A 14,446-nucleotide genomic window follows, 5' to 3' on the forward strand; every position below is an offset into this window, starting at 1 on the left:
TGTAAATATTCTTAGAACGTGCGGACCTTGGGCGGCACGGATGCCACCGTCAGCGGCTGCAGCTTGACGGGCTTGTACGAGAGGCGGTTGTCCGCGCTGTACCAGAGCGTGTGCTTCATCCAGTTGGCGTCGTCGCGGCCCAGCGGTGCGACCGGGTCGTCCGCGGGACGCTCGTAGTCTTCCACCGTGTGGGCGCCGCGGCATTCCTTGCGGGCGGCGGCCGAGACCATGGTGGCCTGGGCCACTTCGATCAGGTTGTCGACTTCCAGCGCTTCGATGCGGGCGGTGTTGAACACCTTGGACTTGTCCTTCAGGCCGATCGACTTGACGCGCTCGCGCACGGCGGCGATCTTGACCACGCCTTCGTCCATCGAGGCCTGCTTGCGGAACACGGCGGCATGCTGCTGCATGACGGCGCGGATCTCGCCGGCCACGTCCTGGGCGTATTCGCCGCCGGTGGAGGCTTCGAGCTCGTTCAGGCGCTGCAGCGTGCGGTCGGCCGCATCCTTGGGCAGTTCCTTGTGTTCCTTGAGCTTGTCGTTGAACTCGACGATGTGGTTGCCGGCCGCGCGGCCGAACACCAGCAGGTCGAGCAGCGAGTTGGTGCCCAGGCGGTTGGCGCCGTGCACGCTCACGCAGGAGCATTCGCCCACCGCGTACAGGCCGTTCACCACGGCGCTGTTGTCTTCACCCTTCTGGATGACGACCTGGCCGTTGATGTTCGTCGGGATGCCGCCCATCTGGTAGTGGATGGTGGGCACCACGGGAATCGGTTCCTTGGTGACGTCGACGTTGGCGAAGTTGATGCCGATCTCGTAGACCGACGGCAACCGCTTGTGGATGGTGTCGGCACCCAGGTGGTCCAGCTTCATGTGGATGTAGTCCTTGTTGGGACCACAGCCACGGCCTTCCTTGATTTCCTGGTCCATCGAGCGCGAGACGAAGTCGCGCGGGGCCAGGTCCTTCAGGGTGGGCGCATAGCGCTCCATGAAGCGTTCGCCGTTGCTGTTCAGCAGGATGGCGCCTTCGCCGCGGCAGCCTTCGGTCAGCAGCACGCCCGCGCCGGCCACGCCGGTGGGGTGGAACTGCCAGAACTCCATGTCCTGCAGCGGGATGCCCGAACGTGCGGCCATGCCCAGGCCGTCGCCGGTGTTGATGAACGCGTTGGTGGACGCACCGAAGATGCGGCCTGCGCCGCCGGTGGCCAGCAGCACGGTCTTGGCCTGCAGGATGTGCAGGTCGCCGGTTTCCATTTCGAGGGCCGTGACACCGACCACGTCGCCTTCGTTGTCGCGGATGAGGTCGAGCGCCATCCATTCGACGAAGAACTGGGTGCGGGCTTCCACGTTCTTCTGGTAGAGCGTGTGCAGCATCGCGTGGCCGGTGCGGTCGGCCGCGGCGCAGGCGCGCTGCACGGCCTTCTCGCCGTAGTTGGCCGTGTGGCCGCCGAACGGACGCTGGTAGATCGTGCCGTCGGGGTTGCGGTCGAAGGGCATGCCGAAGTGCTCGAGCTCGTACACGACCTTCGGTGCTTCACGGCACATGAACTCGATCGCGTCCTGGTCGCCGAGCCAGTCGGAACCCTTGATCGTGTCGTAGAAGTGGTAGTGCCAGTTGTCCTCGCTCATGTTGCCGAGCGAGGCGCCCACGCCGCCCTGGGCAGCGACGGTGTGCGAACGGGTCGGGAACACCTTGGAGAGCACGGCCACGTTGAGGCCGGCACGGGCGAGTTGCAGCGAGGCGCGCATGCCGGAGCCGCCGGCACCGACGATGACGACGTCGAACTTGCGCTTGGTGATGTTTTCTTTTGTGTAGGTCATGGTGGGTCAGATCTTCCAAAGCACTTGAATGGCCCAACCCGCACAACCGACAAGCCAGACGATGGTGAAAACTTGCAGCACGAGACGGATGGCGACGGGCTGGACGTAGTCCATCCACACGTCGCGCATGCCGACCCACACGTGATAGAGCAGGGCAACGATCACGGAGAAGGTCAGGACCTTCATCCACTGTGCGGCGAAGATGCCGGCCCACAGGTCGTAACCGATGGGGCCGCGCGAGAAGATCAGCTGTGCGAGCAGGATGATCGTGAACAGCGCCATCAGGGCGCCGGTGATGCGTTGGCTGAGCCAGTCGCGCAGACCGTAGTGCGCGCCGACGACGATGCGCTTGGAGCCGTAATTCACAGACATGGTTGGCTCCTTCTCAGTACAGGCCGAACAGCTTGGCGCCAAGCACCAGCGTGAGGATGATGCTCGCGAGCAGCGTGAAGATGGCCGAGCTGTGGCCGAACTCCTTGGTCACGGCGGAGTGGCTCACGTCCATCCAGAGGTGACGCAGGCCGGCGATGAAGTGGTGCAGGTAGGCCCAGATGAGGGCCAGTGCGACGAGCTTGAAGAACCATCCCGGGGCAAAGCCGATGCCGGTGTTGAACGCGGCCTTGAATTTCGCGAACGAATAGTCAGATGACAGCGAGGTGTCGAACATCCAGATGATGAAGGGCATCAGCAGGAACATCAGAACACCGCTCACGCGGTGCAGGATCGACACGATGCCGGCCGGCGGCAGCCGGTAGGTCGTGAGATCGGTGAAGGCGTTGATGTTCCGGAATTCGCGACGCGGCGGCCGGGGGGGAGTTGCAAGCTCGGTCATAGGGAGATGGCTTTCGTGGCTTTGTGACTTGTTGGCTTGTTCTGAGAGCGAACGCTTTTGTTTCTTCTGCGGAATGCAAACAACGCAAAATTCTATTGCAATGCACCATCGCGCATCGGACGCACAGGAGTCAACGCACTGCGGCAGTCGGATGCTCGGGGCTCGAGGTCGCGTTGCGCGGGCTGAGTGTGCGCGTTTGTGCCCGCGCGGGCGAGGTTCTTCGGCGCCATCGGATCAGCCCAGCTGGTTGCGGTAGTGGTGGGTGTCGGTGCGGTACAGGCCGCGGCGCAGTTCCATCGGCATGTCGTGGTACGTGTGCGCCACGCGCTCCACGCTGAGCAGCGGCATCTGCAGCGGCACGTCGAGCAGCTGCGCCTGTTCGGCATCGGGCAGCACGGCGCGGATCTTTTCTTCGGCGCGCACCATGCGCACGCCGAACTCGGTTTCGAACATCGCGTACATCGGGCCCGGCCAGGCGCGCAGCCGGTCGGCCGTGAGGCCCTTGAAGGGCGCGCCGGGCAGCCAGAGGTCTTCGAGGATGGTCGGCACGCCGGCGTAGGCGAGCACGCGGCGCACCTGCAGCACGGCGTCGCCGGTGCGCAGGCTCAGCGCACGCGCCACGTCGGCCGAGGCGCGCAGGCGCTTGCAGTCGACGATGGTGCGCTCGGCCGGACCTTCGGCGCTCGGGCTGCCGGCGTCGGGCACGAGCTTGAGAAAACGGTACTGCACATGCTGCTCGGCATGCGTGGCCACGAAGGTGCCCTTGCCCTGGCGGCGCACCACCAGGTTTTCGGCTGCCAGCTCGTCGATCGCCTTGCGCACCGTGCCCTGGCTCACGCGGTACCGCACGGCCAGGTCCATCTCGCTGGGGATGGGTTCGCCCGGCTTCCACTCGCCGGCCTGCAGGCTCTGCAGGATCAGGGTCTTGATCTGCTGGTAGAGCGGACTGAAGGACGGCGTCGTGGGCTCGTCGAGGGTGGAGGGCGTGTTCATGGCAGCGGTGGGGTGCGCCGTGGCGGACCCCCAGAGGATATCTTATATAAGACATAAGACGGCCTTTGTCGAATCGGCTTAAAATGCGGCCCGGTCCCGCGCCGCGGGAAAGCTTCCCCCCGCTGGACCGCGGCGCCCCACGAGAGCGCTAACCCGTTTCACCACCTTCTGGAGTCTTCCCATGAGCAAAAAGCCTGTCCGCGTTGCCGTTACCGGTGCCGCCGGTCAAATCGGTTACGCCCTGTTGTTCCGTATCGCTTCCGGCGAAATGCTCGGCAAAGACCAGCCGGTCATCCTGCAACTGCTCGAAATCCCCGACGAGAAGGCCCAGAAGGCGCTCAAGGGCGTGATGATGGAGCTCGACGACTGCGCCTTCCCGCTGCTGGCCGGCATGGAAGCCCACGGCGACCCGATGACCGCCTTCAAGGACGCCGACTACGCCCTGCTGGTCGGTTCGCGCCCCCGCGGCCCCGGCATGGAACGTGCCGAGCTGCTGGCCGTCAACGGCGCCATCTTCACGGCCCAAGGCAAGGCACTGAACGCTGTCGCTTCGCGCAACGTGAAGGTGCTGGTCGTCGGCAACCCCGCCAACACCAACGCCTACATCGCCATGAAGTCGGCACCCGACCTGCCGCGCAAGAACTTCACCGCCATGCTGCGCCTGGACCACAACCGCGCTGCCAGCCAGATCGCCGCCAAGACCGGCAAGGCCGTGGCCGACATCGAGAAGCTCACCGTCTGGGGCAACCACTCGCCCACGATGTACGCCGACTACCGCTTTGCGACCATCAACGGCGAAAGCGTCGCCAAGATGATCAACGACCAGGAATGGAACGCCAACACCTTCCTGCCGACCGTCGGCAAGCGCGGTGCGGCCATCATCGAAGCGCGCGGCCTGTCGTCGGCTGCCTCGGCTGCCAACGCCGCCATCGACCACATGCGCGACTGGGCCCTGGGCACCAACGGCAAGTGGGTCACGATGGGCATCCCGTCGGACGGCCAGTACGGCATTCCGAAGGACGTGATGTTCGGCTTCCCGGTCACCTGCGAAAACGGTGAGTACAAGCTGGTCGAAGGCCTCGAGATCGATGCCTTCAGCCAGGAGCGCATCAACAAGACCCTGGAAGAGCTCGAAGGCGAACGCGCCGGCGTCGCCCACCTGCTGTAAAGCAAGCCCGCCCGCATGCTCGACTGGAACCCCGCGCTCTACCGTCGCTACGAGGACGAGCGCACCCGGCCCGCACAGGAACTCCTGGCGCGGGTCCCGCTTGCCGAGGCCGCCCGCGTGGTCGACCTCGGGTGCGGACCGGGCAATTCCACCGAGCTGCTGGCACATCGGTTCCCGACGGCGCAGGTCACGGGCACCGACAACTCCGAAGCCATGCTGGTCAGCGCGCGCGAGCGCCTGCCGGCGGCGCGCTTCGAGTTGAGCGACATCGCGACCTGGGCGCCGCGTGAAACAGAAGCGCCCGATCTCATTTATGCCAACGCGTCCCTGCAATGGGTGCCGGATCACGAAACGCTGATCCCCCGCCTGTTCGACGCGCTGGCCCCGGGCGGCGTGCTCGCCGTCCAGATGCCCGACAACCGCCAGGAGCCCACGCACCGCCTGATGCGGGCGGTGGCGGCCGAAGCGCCCTGGGCCGAGCCCATCGGCGACGCCGACAAGCTGCGCACCTTGCTGCTGCCGCTCGGCGGCTACTACGACCTCTTGGCCGCGCGTGCGGCCCATGTCGATGTCTGGCACACCATCTACCAGCACCCGATGGCCAACGCCGCGGCCATCGTCGAATGGGTGCGGGGCACGGGCCTGAAACCCTTTGTCGACCGCCTGCCGCCCGACCTGCAGGCGAGCTACCTCGCCGAATACGAACGCCGGGTGGACGAGGCCTACCCGGTGCGCACCGACGGCAAGCGCCTGCTGGCCTTCCCGCGCATGTTCATCGTGGCACACAAGAAAAAAGACGCATGACCACCAAGAACGCCGCCCACCCCGCGGACGTGCTGCTCGGCGCACAGGCCGGCGCCGTGACCCTGCCGGTGTGCGACCACTACAGCGGCGTTGAAGCCCGCATGAAGAAGAGCCTCGCGCTCCAGGCCGAGATGGCGCAGGAGTTCGGCGCCTGCGTGTTCGACGTCACCCTCGACTGCGAAGACGGCGCCCCGGTCGGCGGCGAGGCGGAGCATGCCGCGCTCGTCACCGAGCTCGCGCTGGCCGCCCAGCCCGGCATGCGCGTCGGCGTGCGCGTGCACCCGGTCGACCACCCGGCTTTTGCCGGCGACGTGGTCACCATCGCCGGACGCGCCGGCCAGCGGCTGAGCCACCTCATGGTGCCCAAGGTCGAATCCGTGGCCGATGTGTGTCAGGCTGTTGCCGCGCTCGACGCCGCCGATGCCGCCGCGCTGCCGCTGCACGTGCTCATCGAATCGCCGCTGGCGGTGCACAACGCCTTCGAGATTGCCGCGCATCCGCGCGTGCAGTCGCTGAGCTTCGGCCTGATGGATTTCGTGTCGGCGCATGCCGGCGCCATTCCCGCCGACGGCATGGGTGCGGCGGGGCAGTTCAGCCACCCGCTGGTCGTGCGTGCCAAGCTGGCACTGGCCTCGGCGGCACATGCCTACGGCAAGGTGCCTTCGCACTGCGTGGTCACCGAGTTCAACGACACCGATGCGATGCGCCTGGCGGCCCGCAAGGCGGCCACCGAATTCGGCTACACGCGCATGTGGAGCATCCACCCGAACCAGATCCGGCCGATCCTCGAGGCCTTCGCGCCCGACGAGGCGCAGATTCAAATTGCCACAAAAATCATTACAAAAGCCGCAGACGCGGATTGGGCACCGACACAAATTGATGGCACATTGCACGACCGCGCGAGCTACCGCCACTTCTGGCAGGTCCTGACGCGCGCCCACGCAACAGGGCGCGCGTTGCCCTCCGAGGCGAAAGCCTGGTTTGCATCGCGGTCTCCTGAAACCCACTGAATCAGCCTGAAGGAACCCCGCTCATGAAGAAAATTGCACTGATCGCCGCCGTTGCGCTGGCCCTGCCTTTCGCCGCCGTGGCCCAGAACGCCACCGCCACCAAGCCGGCCGCGGCCAAGGCCGAAGCCAAGAAGACCCCGCCGAAGCGCCAGGTCACCCGCAAGGCGGCCAAGGCCGTCGAAGAGGTCACGCCGATCGCCGACGACACCAACATCGTGCTGTCCGAGTCCGACTTGGCCGTGGCGCAACGCGTGTCCATCGGCAAGGCCCAGTGCGAACTCGGCGCCGACGTGACCGTCACGCCCGACGAGAAGAAGCCCGGCTTCTTCACCGTGACCACCAAGGGCCTGAAGTACCGCATGCACCCGGTCGAAAGCCGCACCGGCGCCATCCGCCTCGAAGACCCGCGTGCCGGCGCCATGTGGCTCCAGCTGGGCAACAAGTCGATGCTGATGAACCAGAAGGCCGGCCTGCGCATTGCCGACGAATGCCAGACCGCCGCCCAGGTCGCCTTTGCCGACGAGATGAAGAAGAACCCGCCGAAGGCCCTTTTCGAAGGTGCCGACGCAGCCAAGAAGTAAGAAGAGCACCGAACCCGGGGTGCGGCGCGGCTCTTGCTTGGCCGCTCGAGACCGTTCCGCACGCCCGATAGCCTAGTTTCCGGAGAAAAGAAGATGTTGCAAGCCTACGTTGATCATGTTGCCGAACGCGCCGCGCTCGGTATCCCGCCGCTGCCCCTGAGCGCGAAGCAGACCGCCGAAGCGATCGAGCTCCTGAAGAGCGCGAACGCCAAGGACGGCGCCTTCCTGCTGGACCTGCTCACCTACCGTGTGCCCGCCGGCGTCGACGACGCCGCCAAGGTCAAGGCGAGCTACCTCGCGGCCGTGGCCCACGGCACCGAGAAGAACGCGTTCATCACGCGCGCTCGCGCCACTGAACTGCTCGGCACCATGCTCGGCGGCTACAACATCAGCCCCATGATCGACCTGCTGGACGACGCCGAAGTCGGCGCCGTGGCAGCCGAAGGCCTGAAGAAGACCCTGCTGATGTTCGACCAGTTCCACGACGTCAAGGAAAAGGCCGACAAGGGCAACGCCCACGCCAAGGGCGTGCTGCAAAGCTGGGCCGATGCCGAGTGGTTCACCAGCCGCCCGGAAGTGCCGCAAAGCATCACCGTCAGCATCTTCAAGGTGGCTGGCGAAATCAACACCGACGACCTGTCGCCCGCACCCGATGCGACGACGCGTCCCGACATTCCGATGCACGCCCTGGCGATGCACAAGAACGCCCGCCCCGGCATCGTCCCTGAAGAAGACGGCAAGCGCGGCCCGGTGAAGTTCATCGAAGACCTGCGCGCGCGCGGCCACCTCGTGGCCTACGCCGGCGACGTGGTCGGCACGGGTTCGTCGCGCAAGAGCGCCACCAATTCGGTGCTGTGGTTCACCGGCGAAGACATTCCCTTCGTGCCGAACAAGCGCTTCGGCGGCGTCTGCCTCGGCGGCAAGATCGCTCCCATCTTCTACAACACGATGGAAGACTCGGGCGCTCTGCCCATCGAGCTCGACGTGACGCAGATGAACATGGGCGACGTGGTCGAGCTGCGTCCCTACGAAGGCAAGGCCCTGAAGGGCGGGCAGGTCATCGCCGAATTCCAGGTCAAGAGCGACGTGCTGTTCGACGAAGTGCGCGCCGGCGGCCGCATTCCGCTGATCATCGGCCGCGGCCTCACGGCCAAGGCGCGCGAGGCGCTGGGCCTGCCGGTCTCGACGCTGTTCCGTCTGCCGCAAAGCCCGGTCGACACCAAGAAGGGCTTCTCGCTGGCACAGAAGATGGTCGGTCGCGCCTGCGGCCTGCCCGAAGGCCAGGGCGTGCGCCCGGGCACGTACTGCGAACCCAAGATGACCTCGGTCGGCTCGCAGGACACCACCGGCCCGATGACCCGCGACGAGCTGAAGGACCTGGCCTGCCTGGGCTTCTCGGCCGACCTCGTCATGCAATCGTTCTGTCACACGGCGGCGTACCCGAAGAAGGTCGACGTCAAGATGCACCACGAACTGCCCGAGTTCATGGCCAACCGCGGCGGCGTGTCGCTGCGTCCGGGCGACGGCGTGATCCACAGCTGGCTCAACCGCCTGCTGACGCCCGACACCGTGGGCACGGGCGGCGACAGCCACACCCGCTTCCCCATCGGCATCAGCTTCCCCGCGGGCTCCGGCCTCGTGGCCTTCGCGGCCGCCACCGGCGTGATGCCGCTGGACATGCCCGAATCGGTGCTCGTGCGCTTCAAGGGCAAGATGCAGCCCGGTGTCACGCTGCGTGACCTGGTCAACGCCATTCCGCTGTACGCCATCAAGAGCGGCCTGCTGACCGTGGCCAAGCAAGGCAAGAAGAACATCTTCTCGGGCCGCATCCTCGAGATCGAAGGCCTGCCCGACCTGAAGGTCGAACAAGCCTTCGAACTGAGCGACGCCTCGGCCGAACGCTCGGCCGCCGGCTGCACGGTGCACCTGAACAAGGAACCGATCCAGGAGTACATCAACAGCAACATCACGCTGATGAAGTGGATGATTGCCGAAGGCTACGCCGACGCCCGCACGCTGGCACGCCGCATCGCCGCACAGGAAGCCTGGCTCAAGGACCCGCAGCTGCTCAAGGGCGATGCCGACGCCGAGTACGCGGCCGTCATCGAGATCGACCTGGCCGAGATCCACGAACCCATCGTGGCCTGCCCGAACGACCCGGACGACGTGAAGACGCTGAGCGACGTGGCCGGTGCCACCATCGACGAAGTGTTCATCGGCTCGTGCATGACCAACATCGGCCACTTCCGCGCCGCGTCGAAGCTGCTCGAAGGCAAGCGCGACATCCCGGTCAAGCTGTGGATTGCGCCGCCGACCAAGATGGACGCACAGCAGCTCACCGAGGAAGGCCACTACGGCGTGTTCGGCAACGCGGGCGCGCGCACCGAAATGCCGGGCTGCTCGCTGTGCATGGGCAACCAGGCACAGGTGCGCGAAGGCGCGACGGTGATGTCGACCAGCACCCGCAACTTCCCGAACCGCCTGGGCAAGAACACCAACGTGTACCTGGGCTCGGCCGAACTGGCCGCCATCTGCTCGCGCCTGGGCCGCATCCCGACCCGCGAGGAGTACATGGCCGCCACGGGCGTGATCGATGCGTCCAGCGCGCAGATCTACCAGTACCTGAACTTCGACAAGATCGAGGACTACAAGGGCGTGGCGGACACGGTCACGGCCTGAGGGTCGTTGCAGCCGGCGAGCGATTCGCCAGCCCCATGAAAAAGCCCCGCTTCGGCGGGGCTTTTTCATGGGCGTTCGCTGCCGGTGTCAGCCCGGCGGCGGATTCGGCTTCAGGTGCTCCTGGCCCTTCAGCACCATCGCCATACCGGCGGGGCCGCCCACCGCGTAGGGCAGCGAGGCCTGCAGCGAATGGGCGAAATCGCCGCGGTACAGCTTGGCGCCCTGGTGGGTCAGGTTCGAGTTGGCGTCGATGTAGATCGACTCGCCCAGGCCCGACCACAGCCGGCAGAAACCGTAGTCTTCCGACAGGTAGCGCCGCGTGAGCGGGTCGACCATCACGTCGAAGAAGCGGTAGTGCAGCCCGCGGTCGGCTTCGCCGATGCTGTCGGGCACGTACTGCAGCTCGGGGTAGGCGGCCATGAGCCGCTCGAACACGCCGCGCCGGATCGCCATGAAGCCCGTGGGCGCCTCGGTCATCTTCATGAAGCCGTCGGGCTGCACCTCGAGCTCGATCTGCGACGCGCCTTCTTCGGCCTTGGCATTGACCGTGTAGCGCGTGAACGCGGCCTCGAACTGCTGTTGCGTGGTGCCGGCCGCCACGCCGCCGGCGGGCCAGTCTTCGCGCTTGAGCGGGTAGACGCCAGCGGCGATGTCGTAGCCCGACAGCAGCAGGCGGAACGCCGCTTCGGCCGAGAAGCCGATGTCTGCGTCGATCCAGAACAGGTGGGTCCACTCCGTGTTGGCCAGGAACTGGGCCACGCAGTTGTTGCGCGCGCGCGTGACCAGGCTCTCGCCCTGGTGCATCAGCACCTGCATCTTCATGCCGGCACGTTCGGCGTTGATGGTGAAGTTCAGCAGCGACGCCACGTAGTTCTGGAAGAACTTGCCGTCGTGGCTCGGCGTCACGATCACGGGGTAGAAGTTCCGGAGTTCGGACGGATCGAGCATGCGAGGGGCTCCGTGGGGCGAGGGTCTGGCTAGCGGGCAGGGCGCTGCATCAGGCCCTGCAGCAGGGTGTCGTAGGTCTGCGTGGCCACTGCGTCGCCGGGCAGGTAGCGCCCGATCAACGCGCGCTGCCGGTCGCGGTAGGCCTGCGCCTGCGCGTCGTGCCCGTCGATGGCTTCGAGCACGCGGGCGCTGCCCGCGGCCACGTCGTTTTCTGCGTAGTAGTAGCCCAGGTCGGCGCACAGGTGGGCGTTGTGCACCAGCGGATAGCCTTGCCAGCAGGTCTCGAGGTAGAAGTAGTTGAGCGGGTTCTCCCACTGGTGGGAGACCACGATGTCGGTGTTCTGCGCCAGGAACACCGGGGTTTCGTGCCGGCCCAGGAAGACCGCCTTGTGCTGGCGCACCAGGTCGAGCTGGTTCATCAGCGTGATGAACTCCATGCTGTCCTTGGCCATGCGCTCCACGTTCGTGACCTGCAGCAGCGCGATCGCGTCGGGGCGGGCGCGGTACGCCAGCTCGGCGATCAGGATGGGGTAGACGCAGAACTTCACCACGTTGATGTTCGGCTCCATCACGCTGAGCCGCCGCGGGCCGCTGCGCGGCTGGTACGCGCCGCCGTCGGGCAGGGCGCGGGCACGCTCTTGCAGGAACACCGGGCTCCAGACGAAGGGCACGGCGCGCGCCTCGGCGCGGCGCAGCACCTCGAAGTACGGCTGGCTGATGTGGGCCACCTGAGGAACCATCCAGATGTCGTCGTAGCGCTGGTTGATGAAGAGGTTGCGGCCCCACAGCGGCTTGCCGAACAGCATCGACTCCATCGCGTGCACGTACTCGAAGCCGCAGCAGTACGACACCAGCCGCGCGCCGCGACGCTTGAGGTGGTCGGTCTGGTCGCCGTCAATCTGGCCGCCCAGCTCGATCAGCACATCCACGCTGTCCTTGGCCGCCTCGAAGGTCACGGTCGGCCAGCGGGCCTGGTCCCAGGGCAGGGCGGGGGTGATGGGCGTGGCGGTGGTGTTGACCAGCACCACGGAGGCGACGCTCGGGCAGTGCTTCAGCGCCTCTGCCAGGAACACGGCGTTCTGCTTGATGCCGTTGTTCCAGAGGGTCTCGGCCTCGTGGTGGAGGCCGATCGTGATGCCGATGCGCAGGCCGGCACCCGAGGCGGTGGTCATTGGTTTTCGCGGGGGACGTAGCCGGTCAGCCGCCAGCCGTTGGGTTCGAGGCGGAAGCTGACTTTTTCGAAGACGGTCTTGTTGTTGGTCAAGTGGGTGGCGAAGTCGACATTGGCGTACAGGCCGGCGGGAATGCCAGTGCTGTCGTTCAGGTAGCGAATTCGGGTGATGCTGGCCCAGTCACGTCGTGCTACGGCACCCACACTTTGACGTGAGCGTTGTGTATTGGCAACGAACTCGGCTTTCGGGAATCGAGCCTTCACGAACGCCGATGCAGCGTCCCAAAGCTCCCCCGAGCGGTCTTCGTCGATCTGCTTGAGGCTGGCGAGGCTTGCCTGGACGAGTTCGTCGGCGGAGGAGCCGTCCTGCGCCAGGGCGCAGGAACCGGCCAGGGCCAGCGTGCATGCGGCCAGGAAACGAGAGAAGAACGGCTTCATTTGGGCAACCTTTGCGAGGAAAACCGCTGTGACAGACAGCGGCGGCGATTCTAGGCGGGGCGTTCGGATCGACGTTCCACGGCGACATCGGTCAGCCCATATTTGTCGCCAATCGTGAAAGTTTGTGAACTAAATCATCATTTCACGGTTTCCAGTGGGCACTAATGGCTGCAAATGTAAACGGCTGCGTACATTACCGCGTCCATTGTGAACGTCAGGGTAACTACGACCCCTGGCTGAGGCGACGAACTGCGGGCGGTCGTTGTCTTCCTCCGCCGATACCGCGCCCGCCCTCTGCGAACCGAGCTCGAAGAATATGAACAAGTCTTACCGAAGTATCTGGAATGAAGCCCTGGGGGCCTGGGTTGCGGCGTCTGAACTCACTTCGGCGCGGGGAAAGAAGAGCAGCTCGAAACTGGTGAGAGCGACGGTCGCTGCGGTGTCCGTAATGGCTGTTGCCATGGGGGCGCACGCTGCCTACGAGTTAGGAAGTGGCGATGCGACCGGAACGGGCTCCGTCGCGATCAGCGACTCAGCTGGTGGACCTGCGGTTGCCAGCGTTGCGTACTCTCTCGCGATCGGCAACAACGCTCAGGCGACAGCCAACAGCGCGACAGCCATCGGTTCCGGTGCAAAAGCTTTTGCCAAGGGGGCTTATGCCTTGGGCAACGACGCCAAGGCCTCTGGGACTTCAGCTGTTGCGATAGGGGGCGGGGACGGGACGGGCAACGGTGGTTCTGTCGCCTCGGGCGAGCAAGCCGTGGCCATCGGGCGAGCGACAAGCGCCGGCGGCGCGAACAGCGTTGCTATCGGCGGCAGCTTGACGGTGAATGGCGGCGCAAAGAGCGCCGGCGCCAACGCCGTGGCGATTGGTTCGGGGGCCAATGCAGGCAACGACAACAGCGTGGCTCTCGGCAGCAACAGTGCAACAGCCGCGGCGGTCGCTACGTCCAATGCAACGGTCAATGGGGTTGTGCTGGGCGGTTTTGCTGGCGCCACACCGGCCAGCGTGGTGAGCGTTGGTTCGGTGGGCGCCGAACGTCAGATCACCAATGTGGCCGCGGGCCAGGTGACCTCCACCTCGACCGATGCAATCAATGGCAGCCAACTGTTTTCCGTCGCCAGCGCGTTGGGGTCGTTGTCGACGTCGACTTCCTCGGGCCTGAGCACGACCAACAGCCGCGTCAACAGTCTCTCGACGTCCACATCGAGCGGGCTCAGCACCACGAATAGCAACGTGAGCAGCCTGTCGACCTCGACGTCCATTGGCTTGAGCACGGCAACGAGCGGCATCTCGAGCTTGTCGACGGGCCTGAGCACCACGAACAGCAACGTCGGCAGCCTGTCGACCTCCACATCGTCGGGCCTGAGCACGGCGACCAGCCGCATCAACAGCCTGTCGACTTCGACGTCGTCGGGGCTGAGCACGGCCACGAGCAACATCTCGAGCCTGTCGACCGGCCTGAGCACCACGAACAGCAACGTCGGCAGTCTTTCGACCTCCACGTCGACTGGCCTCAGCGCGACCAACAGCCGCATCGACAGCCTGTCGACGTCGACGTCGTCGGGCCTCAGCACAGCGACGAGCGGGATCTCCAGCCTGTCCACAGGTCTGAGTACCACGAACAGCAACGTCGGCAGCTTGTCGACGTCCACATCGTCGGGCCTGAGCACCAGCAGCAGCCGCATCGACAGCCTGTCGACGTCGACTTCAAGCGGCCTGAGCACGACCAACAGCAACGTCAGCAGCCTGTCGACTTCGACGTCGTCCGGTTTGAGCACGGCCACCAGCGGCATCTCCAGCCTGTCGACTGGCCTGAGCACCACGAACAGCAACGTCAGTAGCCTGTCGACTTCCACGTCGTCCGGACTGAGCACCAGCAGCAGCCGCATCGACAGCCTTTCGACATCGACGTCGAGCGGTCTGAGCACGGCCACCAGCGGCATCTCCAGTCTGTCGACTGGCCTGAGCACAACGAACAGCAACGTCAGTAGCCTGTCG

At 65.7% G+C, this 14,446-nt stretch carries 13 protein-coding genes; 6 read left to right on the forward strand and 7 right to left on the reverse strand.

Features of this window, described 5'->3' with window-relative positions:
• Nucleotides 1-11 precede the first annotated feature (11 nt).
• The 4 genes from sdhA to AC07XP_RS08190 all read right to left on the reverse strand — a co-directional run bounded on the left by sdhA (nt 12) and on the right by AC07XP_RS08190 (nt 3,645).
• Nucleotides 12-1,820 carry a succinate dehydrogenase flavoprotein subunit gene (gene sdhA, locus AC07XP_RS08175; RefSeq protein WP_095949551.1) on the reverse strand — a complete coding sequence of 603 codons (1,809 nt, stop codon included), beginning with the start codon at nt 1,818-1,820 and terminating at the stop codon, nt 12-14.
• Between the two features lie 6 nt (nt 1,821-1,826).
• Nucleotides 1,827-2,192, reverse strand: coding sequence for a succinate dehydrogenase, hydrophobic membrane anchor protein (gene sdhD / locus AC07XP_RS08180; protein ID WP_062479708.1), 366 nt, complete (start codon nt 2,190-2,192; stop codon nt 1,827-1,829).
• Nucleotides 2,193-2,205: 13 nt separating this feature from the next.
• On the reverse strand, nt 2,206-2,652 hold the full coding sequence (gene sdhC / locus AC07XP_RS08185; protein ID WP_495264326.1) for a succinate dehydrogenase, cytochrome b556 subunit: 447 nt from the start codon (nt 2,650-2,652) through the stop codon (nt 2,206-2,208).
• Nucleotides 2,653-2,886: 234 nt separating this feature from the next.
• Nucleotides 2,887-3,645 (reverse strand): GntR family transcriptional regulator, encoded by a 759-nt coding sequence (locus AC07XP_RS08190; protein WP_062479713.1) that lies wholly within the window; start codon nt 3,643-3,645, stop codon nt 2,887-2,889.
• 181 nt (nt 3,646-3,826) lie between these two features.
• On the opposite strand from AC07XP_RS08190, the gene AC07XP_RS08195 reads away from it, so the two are divergent.
• The 5 genes from AC07XP_RS08195 to AC07XP_RS08215 all read left to right on the forward strand — a co-directional run bounded on the left by AC07XP_RS08195 (nt 3,827) and on the right by AC07XP_RS08215 (nt 9,887).
• Entirely contained in the window at nt 3,827-4,813 is a 987-nt protein-coding gene (locus AC07XP_RS08195) for a malate dehydrogenase (protein ID WP_042578072.1), read from the forward strand.
• 15 nt (nt 4,814-4,828) lie between these two features.
• Complete coding sequence (gene tam, locus AC07XP_RS08200; RefSeq protein ID WP_062479714.1) at nt 4,829-5,617, forward strand: trans-aconitate 2-methyltransferase; 789 nt, start codon at nt 4,829-4,831, stop codon at nt 5,615-5,617.
• Nucleotides 5,614-6,627, forward strand: coding sequence for an HpcH/HpaI aldolase/citrate lyase family protein (locus AC07XP_RS08205; protein WP_495264327.1), 1,014 nt, complete (start codon nt 5,614-5,616; stop codon nt 6,625-6,627). The genes tam and AC07XP_RS08205 overlap by 4 nt, the downstream gene beginning before the upstream one ends.
• A gap of 23 nt (nt 6,628-6,650) precedes the next feature.
• Nucleotides 6,651-7,208, forward strand: coding sequence for a hypothetical protein (locus AC07XP_RS08210; protein WP_062479718.1), 558 nt, complete (start codon nt 6,651-6,653; stop codon nt 7,206-7,208).
• 93 nt (nt 7,209-7,301) lie between these two features.
• Nucleotides 7,302-9,887: a bifunctional aconitate hydratase 2/2-methylisocitrate dehydratase gene (locus tag AC07XP_RS08215; protein ID WP_495264328.1), complete on the forward strand. Its 2,586-nt coding sequence runs from the start codon at nt 7,302-7,304 to the stop codon at nt 9,885-9,887.
• An 87-nt stretch (nt 9,888-9,974) separates the two neighbouring features.
• Here the strand turns inward: AC07XP_RS08215 and AC07XP_RS08220 are convergent, their stop codons facing one another.
• From AC07XP_RS08220 to AC07XP_RS08230, 3 genes are read right to left on the reverse strand one after another with little or no spacing between them, the layout of a single operon-like run.
• Nucleotides 9,975-10,835, reverse strand: coding sequence for a hypothetical protein (locus AC07XP_RS08220; protein ID WP_495264329.1), 861 nt, complete (start codon nt 10,833-10,835; stop codon nt 9,975-9,977).
• Between the two features lie 29 nt (nt 10,836-10,864).
• Nucleotides 10,865-12,007 (reverse strand): DUF2827 domain-containing protein, encoded by a 1,143-nt coding sequence (locus AC07XP_RS08225; protein WP_495264330.1) that lies wholly within the window; start codon nt 12,005-12,007, stop codon nt 10,865-10,867.
• A complete protein-coding gene (locus AC07XP_RS08230; protein ID WP_495264331.1) occupies nt 12,004-12,444 on the reverse strand; it encodes a DUF4019 domain-containing protein in 441 nt (146 codons plus the stop codon). Before AC07XP_RS08230 ends, AC07XP_RS08225 begins: the two co-directional genes overlap by 4 nt.
• A 316-nt stretch (nt 12,445-12,760) precedes the next feature.
• Here AC07XP_RS08230 and AC07XP_RS08235 point away from each other — a divergent pair.
• Nucleotides 12,761-14,446: ESPR domain-containing protein (locus AC07XP_RS08235; RefSeq protein ID WP_495264332.1), on the forward strand; the 1,686-nt coding region annotated here is incomplete at its 3' end.

This window comes from Variovorax sp. GW531-E2, from assembly GCF_059423125.1.

What these genes read in the sequence shown, in the direction of transcription:
- sdhA (WP_095949551.1), bottom strand. Translation starts at nt 1,820, where the DNA reads ATGACCTACACAAAAGAAAACATCACCAAGCGCAAGTTCGACGTCGTC.
- sdhD (WP_062479708.1), bottom strand. Translation starts at nt 2,192, where the DNA reads ATGTCTGTGAATTACGGCTCCAAGCGCATCGTCGTCGGCGCGCACTAC.
- sdhC (WP_495264326.1), bottom strand. Translation starts at nt 2,652, where the DNA reads ATGACCGAGCTTGCAACTCCCCCCCGGCCGCCGCGTCGCGAATTCCGG.
- AC07XP_RS08190 (WP_062479713.1), bottom strand. Translation starts at nt 3,645, where the DNA reads ATGAACACGCCCTCCACCCTCGACGAGCCCACGACGCCGTCCTTCAGT.
- AC07XP_RS08195 (WP_042578072.1), top strand. Translation starts at nt 3,827, where the DNA reads ATGAGCAAAAAGCCTGTCCGCGTTGCCGTTACCGGTGCCGCCGGTCAA.
- tam (WP_062479714.1), top strand. Translation starts at nt 4,829, where the DNA reads ATGCTCGACTGGAACCCCGCGCTCTACCGTCGCTACGAGGACGAGCGC.
- AC07XP_RS08205 (WP_495264327.1), top strand. Translation starts at nt 5,614, where the DNA reads ATGACCACCAAGAACGCCGCCCACCCCGCGGACGTGCTGCTCGGCGCA.
- AC07XP_RS08210 (WP_062479718.1), top strand. Translation starts at nt 6,651, where the DNA reads ATGAAGAAAATTGCACTGATCGCCGCCGTTGCGCTGGCCCTGCCTTTC.
- AC07XP_RS08215 (WP_495264328.1), top strand. Translation starts at nt 7,302, where the DNA reads ATGTTGCAAGCCTACGTTGATCATGTTGCCGAACGCGCCGCGCTCGGT.
- AC07XP_RS08220 (WP_495264329.1), bottom strand. Translation starts at nt 10,835, where the DNA reads ATGCTCGATCCGTCCGAACTCCGGAACTTCTACCCCGTGATCGTGACG.
- AC07XP_RS08225 (WP_495264330.1), bottom strand. Translation starts at nt 12,007, where the DNA reads ATGACCACCGCCTCGGGTGCCGGCCTGCGCATCGGCATCACGATCGGC.
- AC07XP_RS08230 (WP_495264331.1), bottom strand. Translation starts at nt 12,444, where the DNA reads ATGAAGCCGTTCTTCTCTCGTTTCCTGGCCGCATGCACGCTGGCCCTG.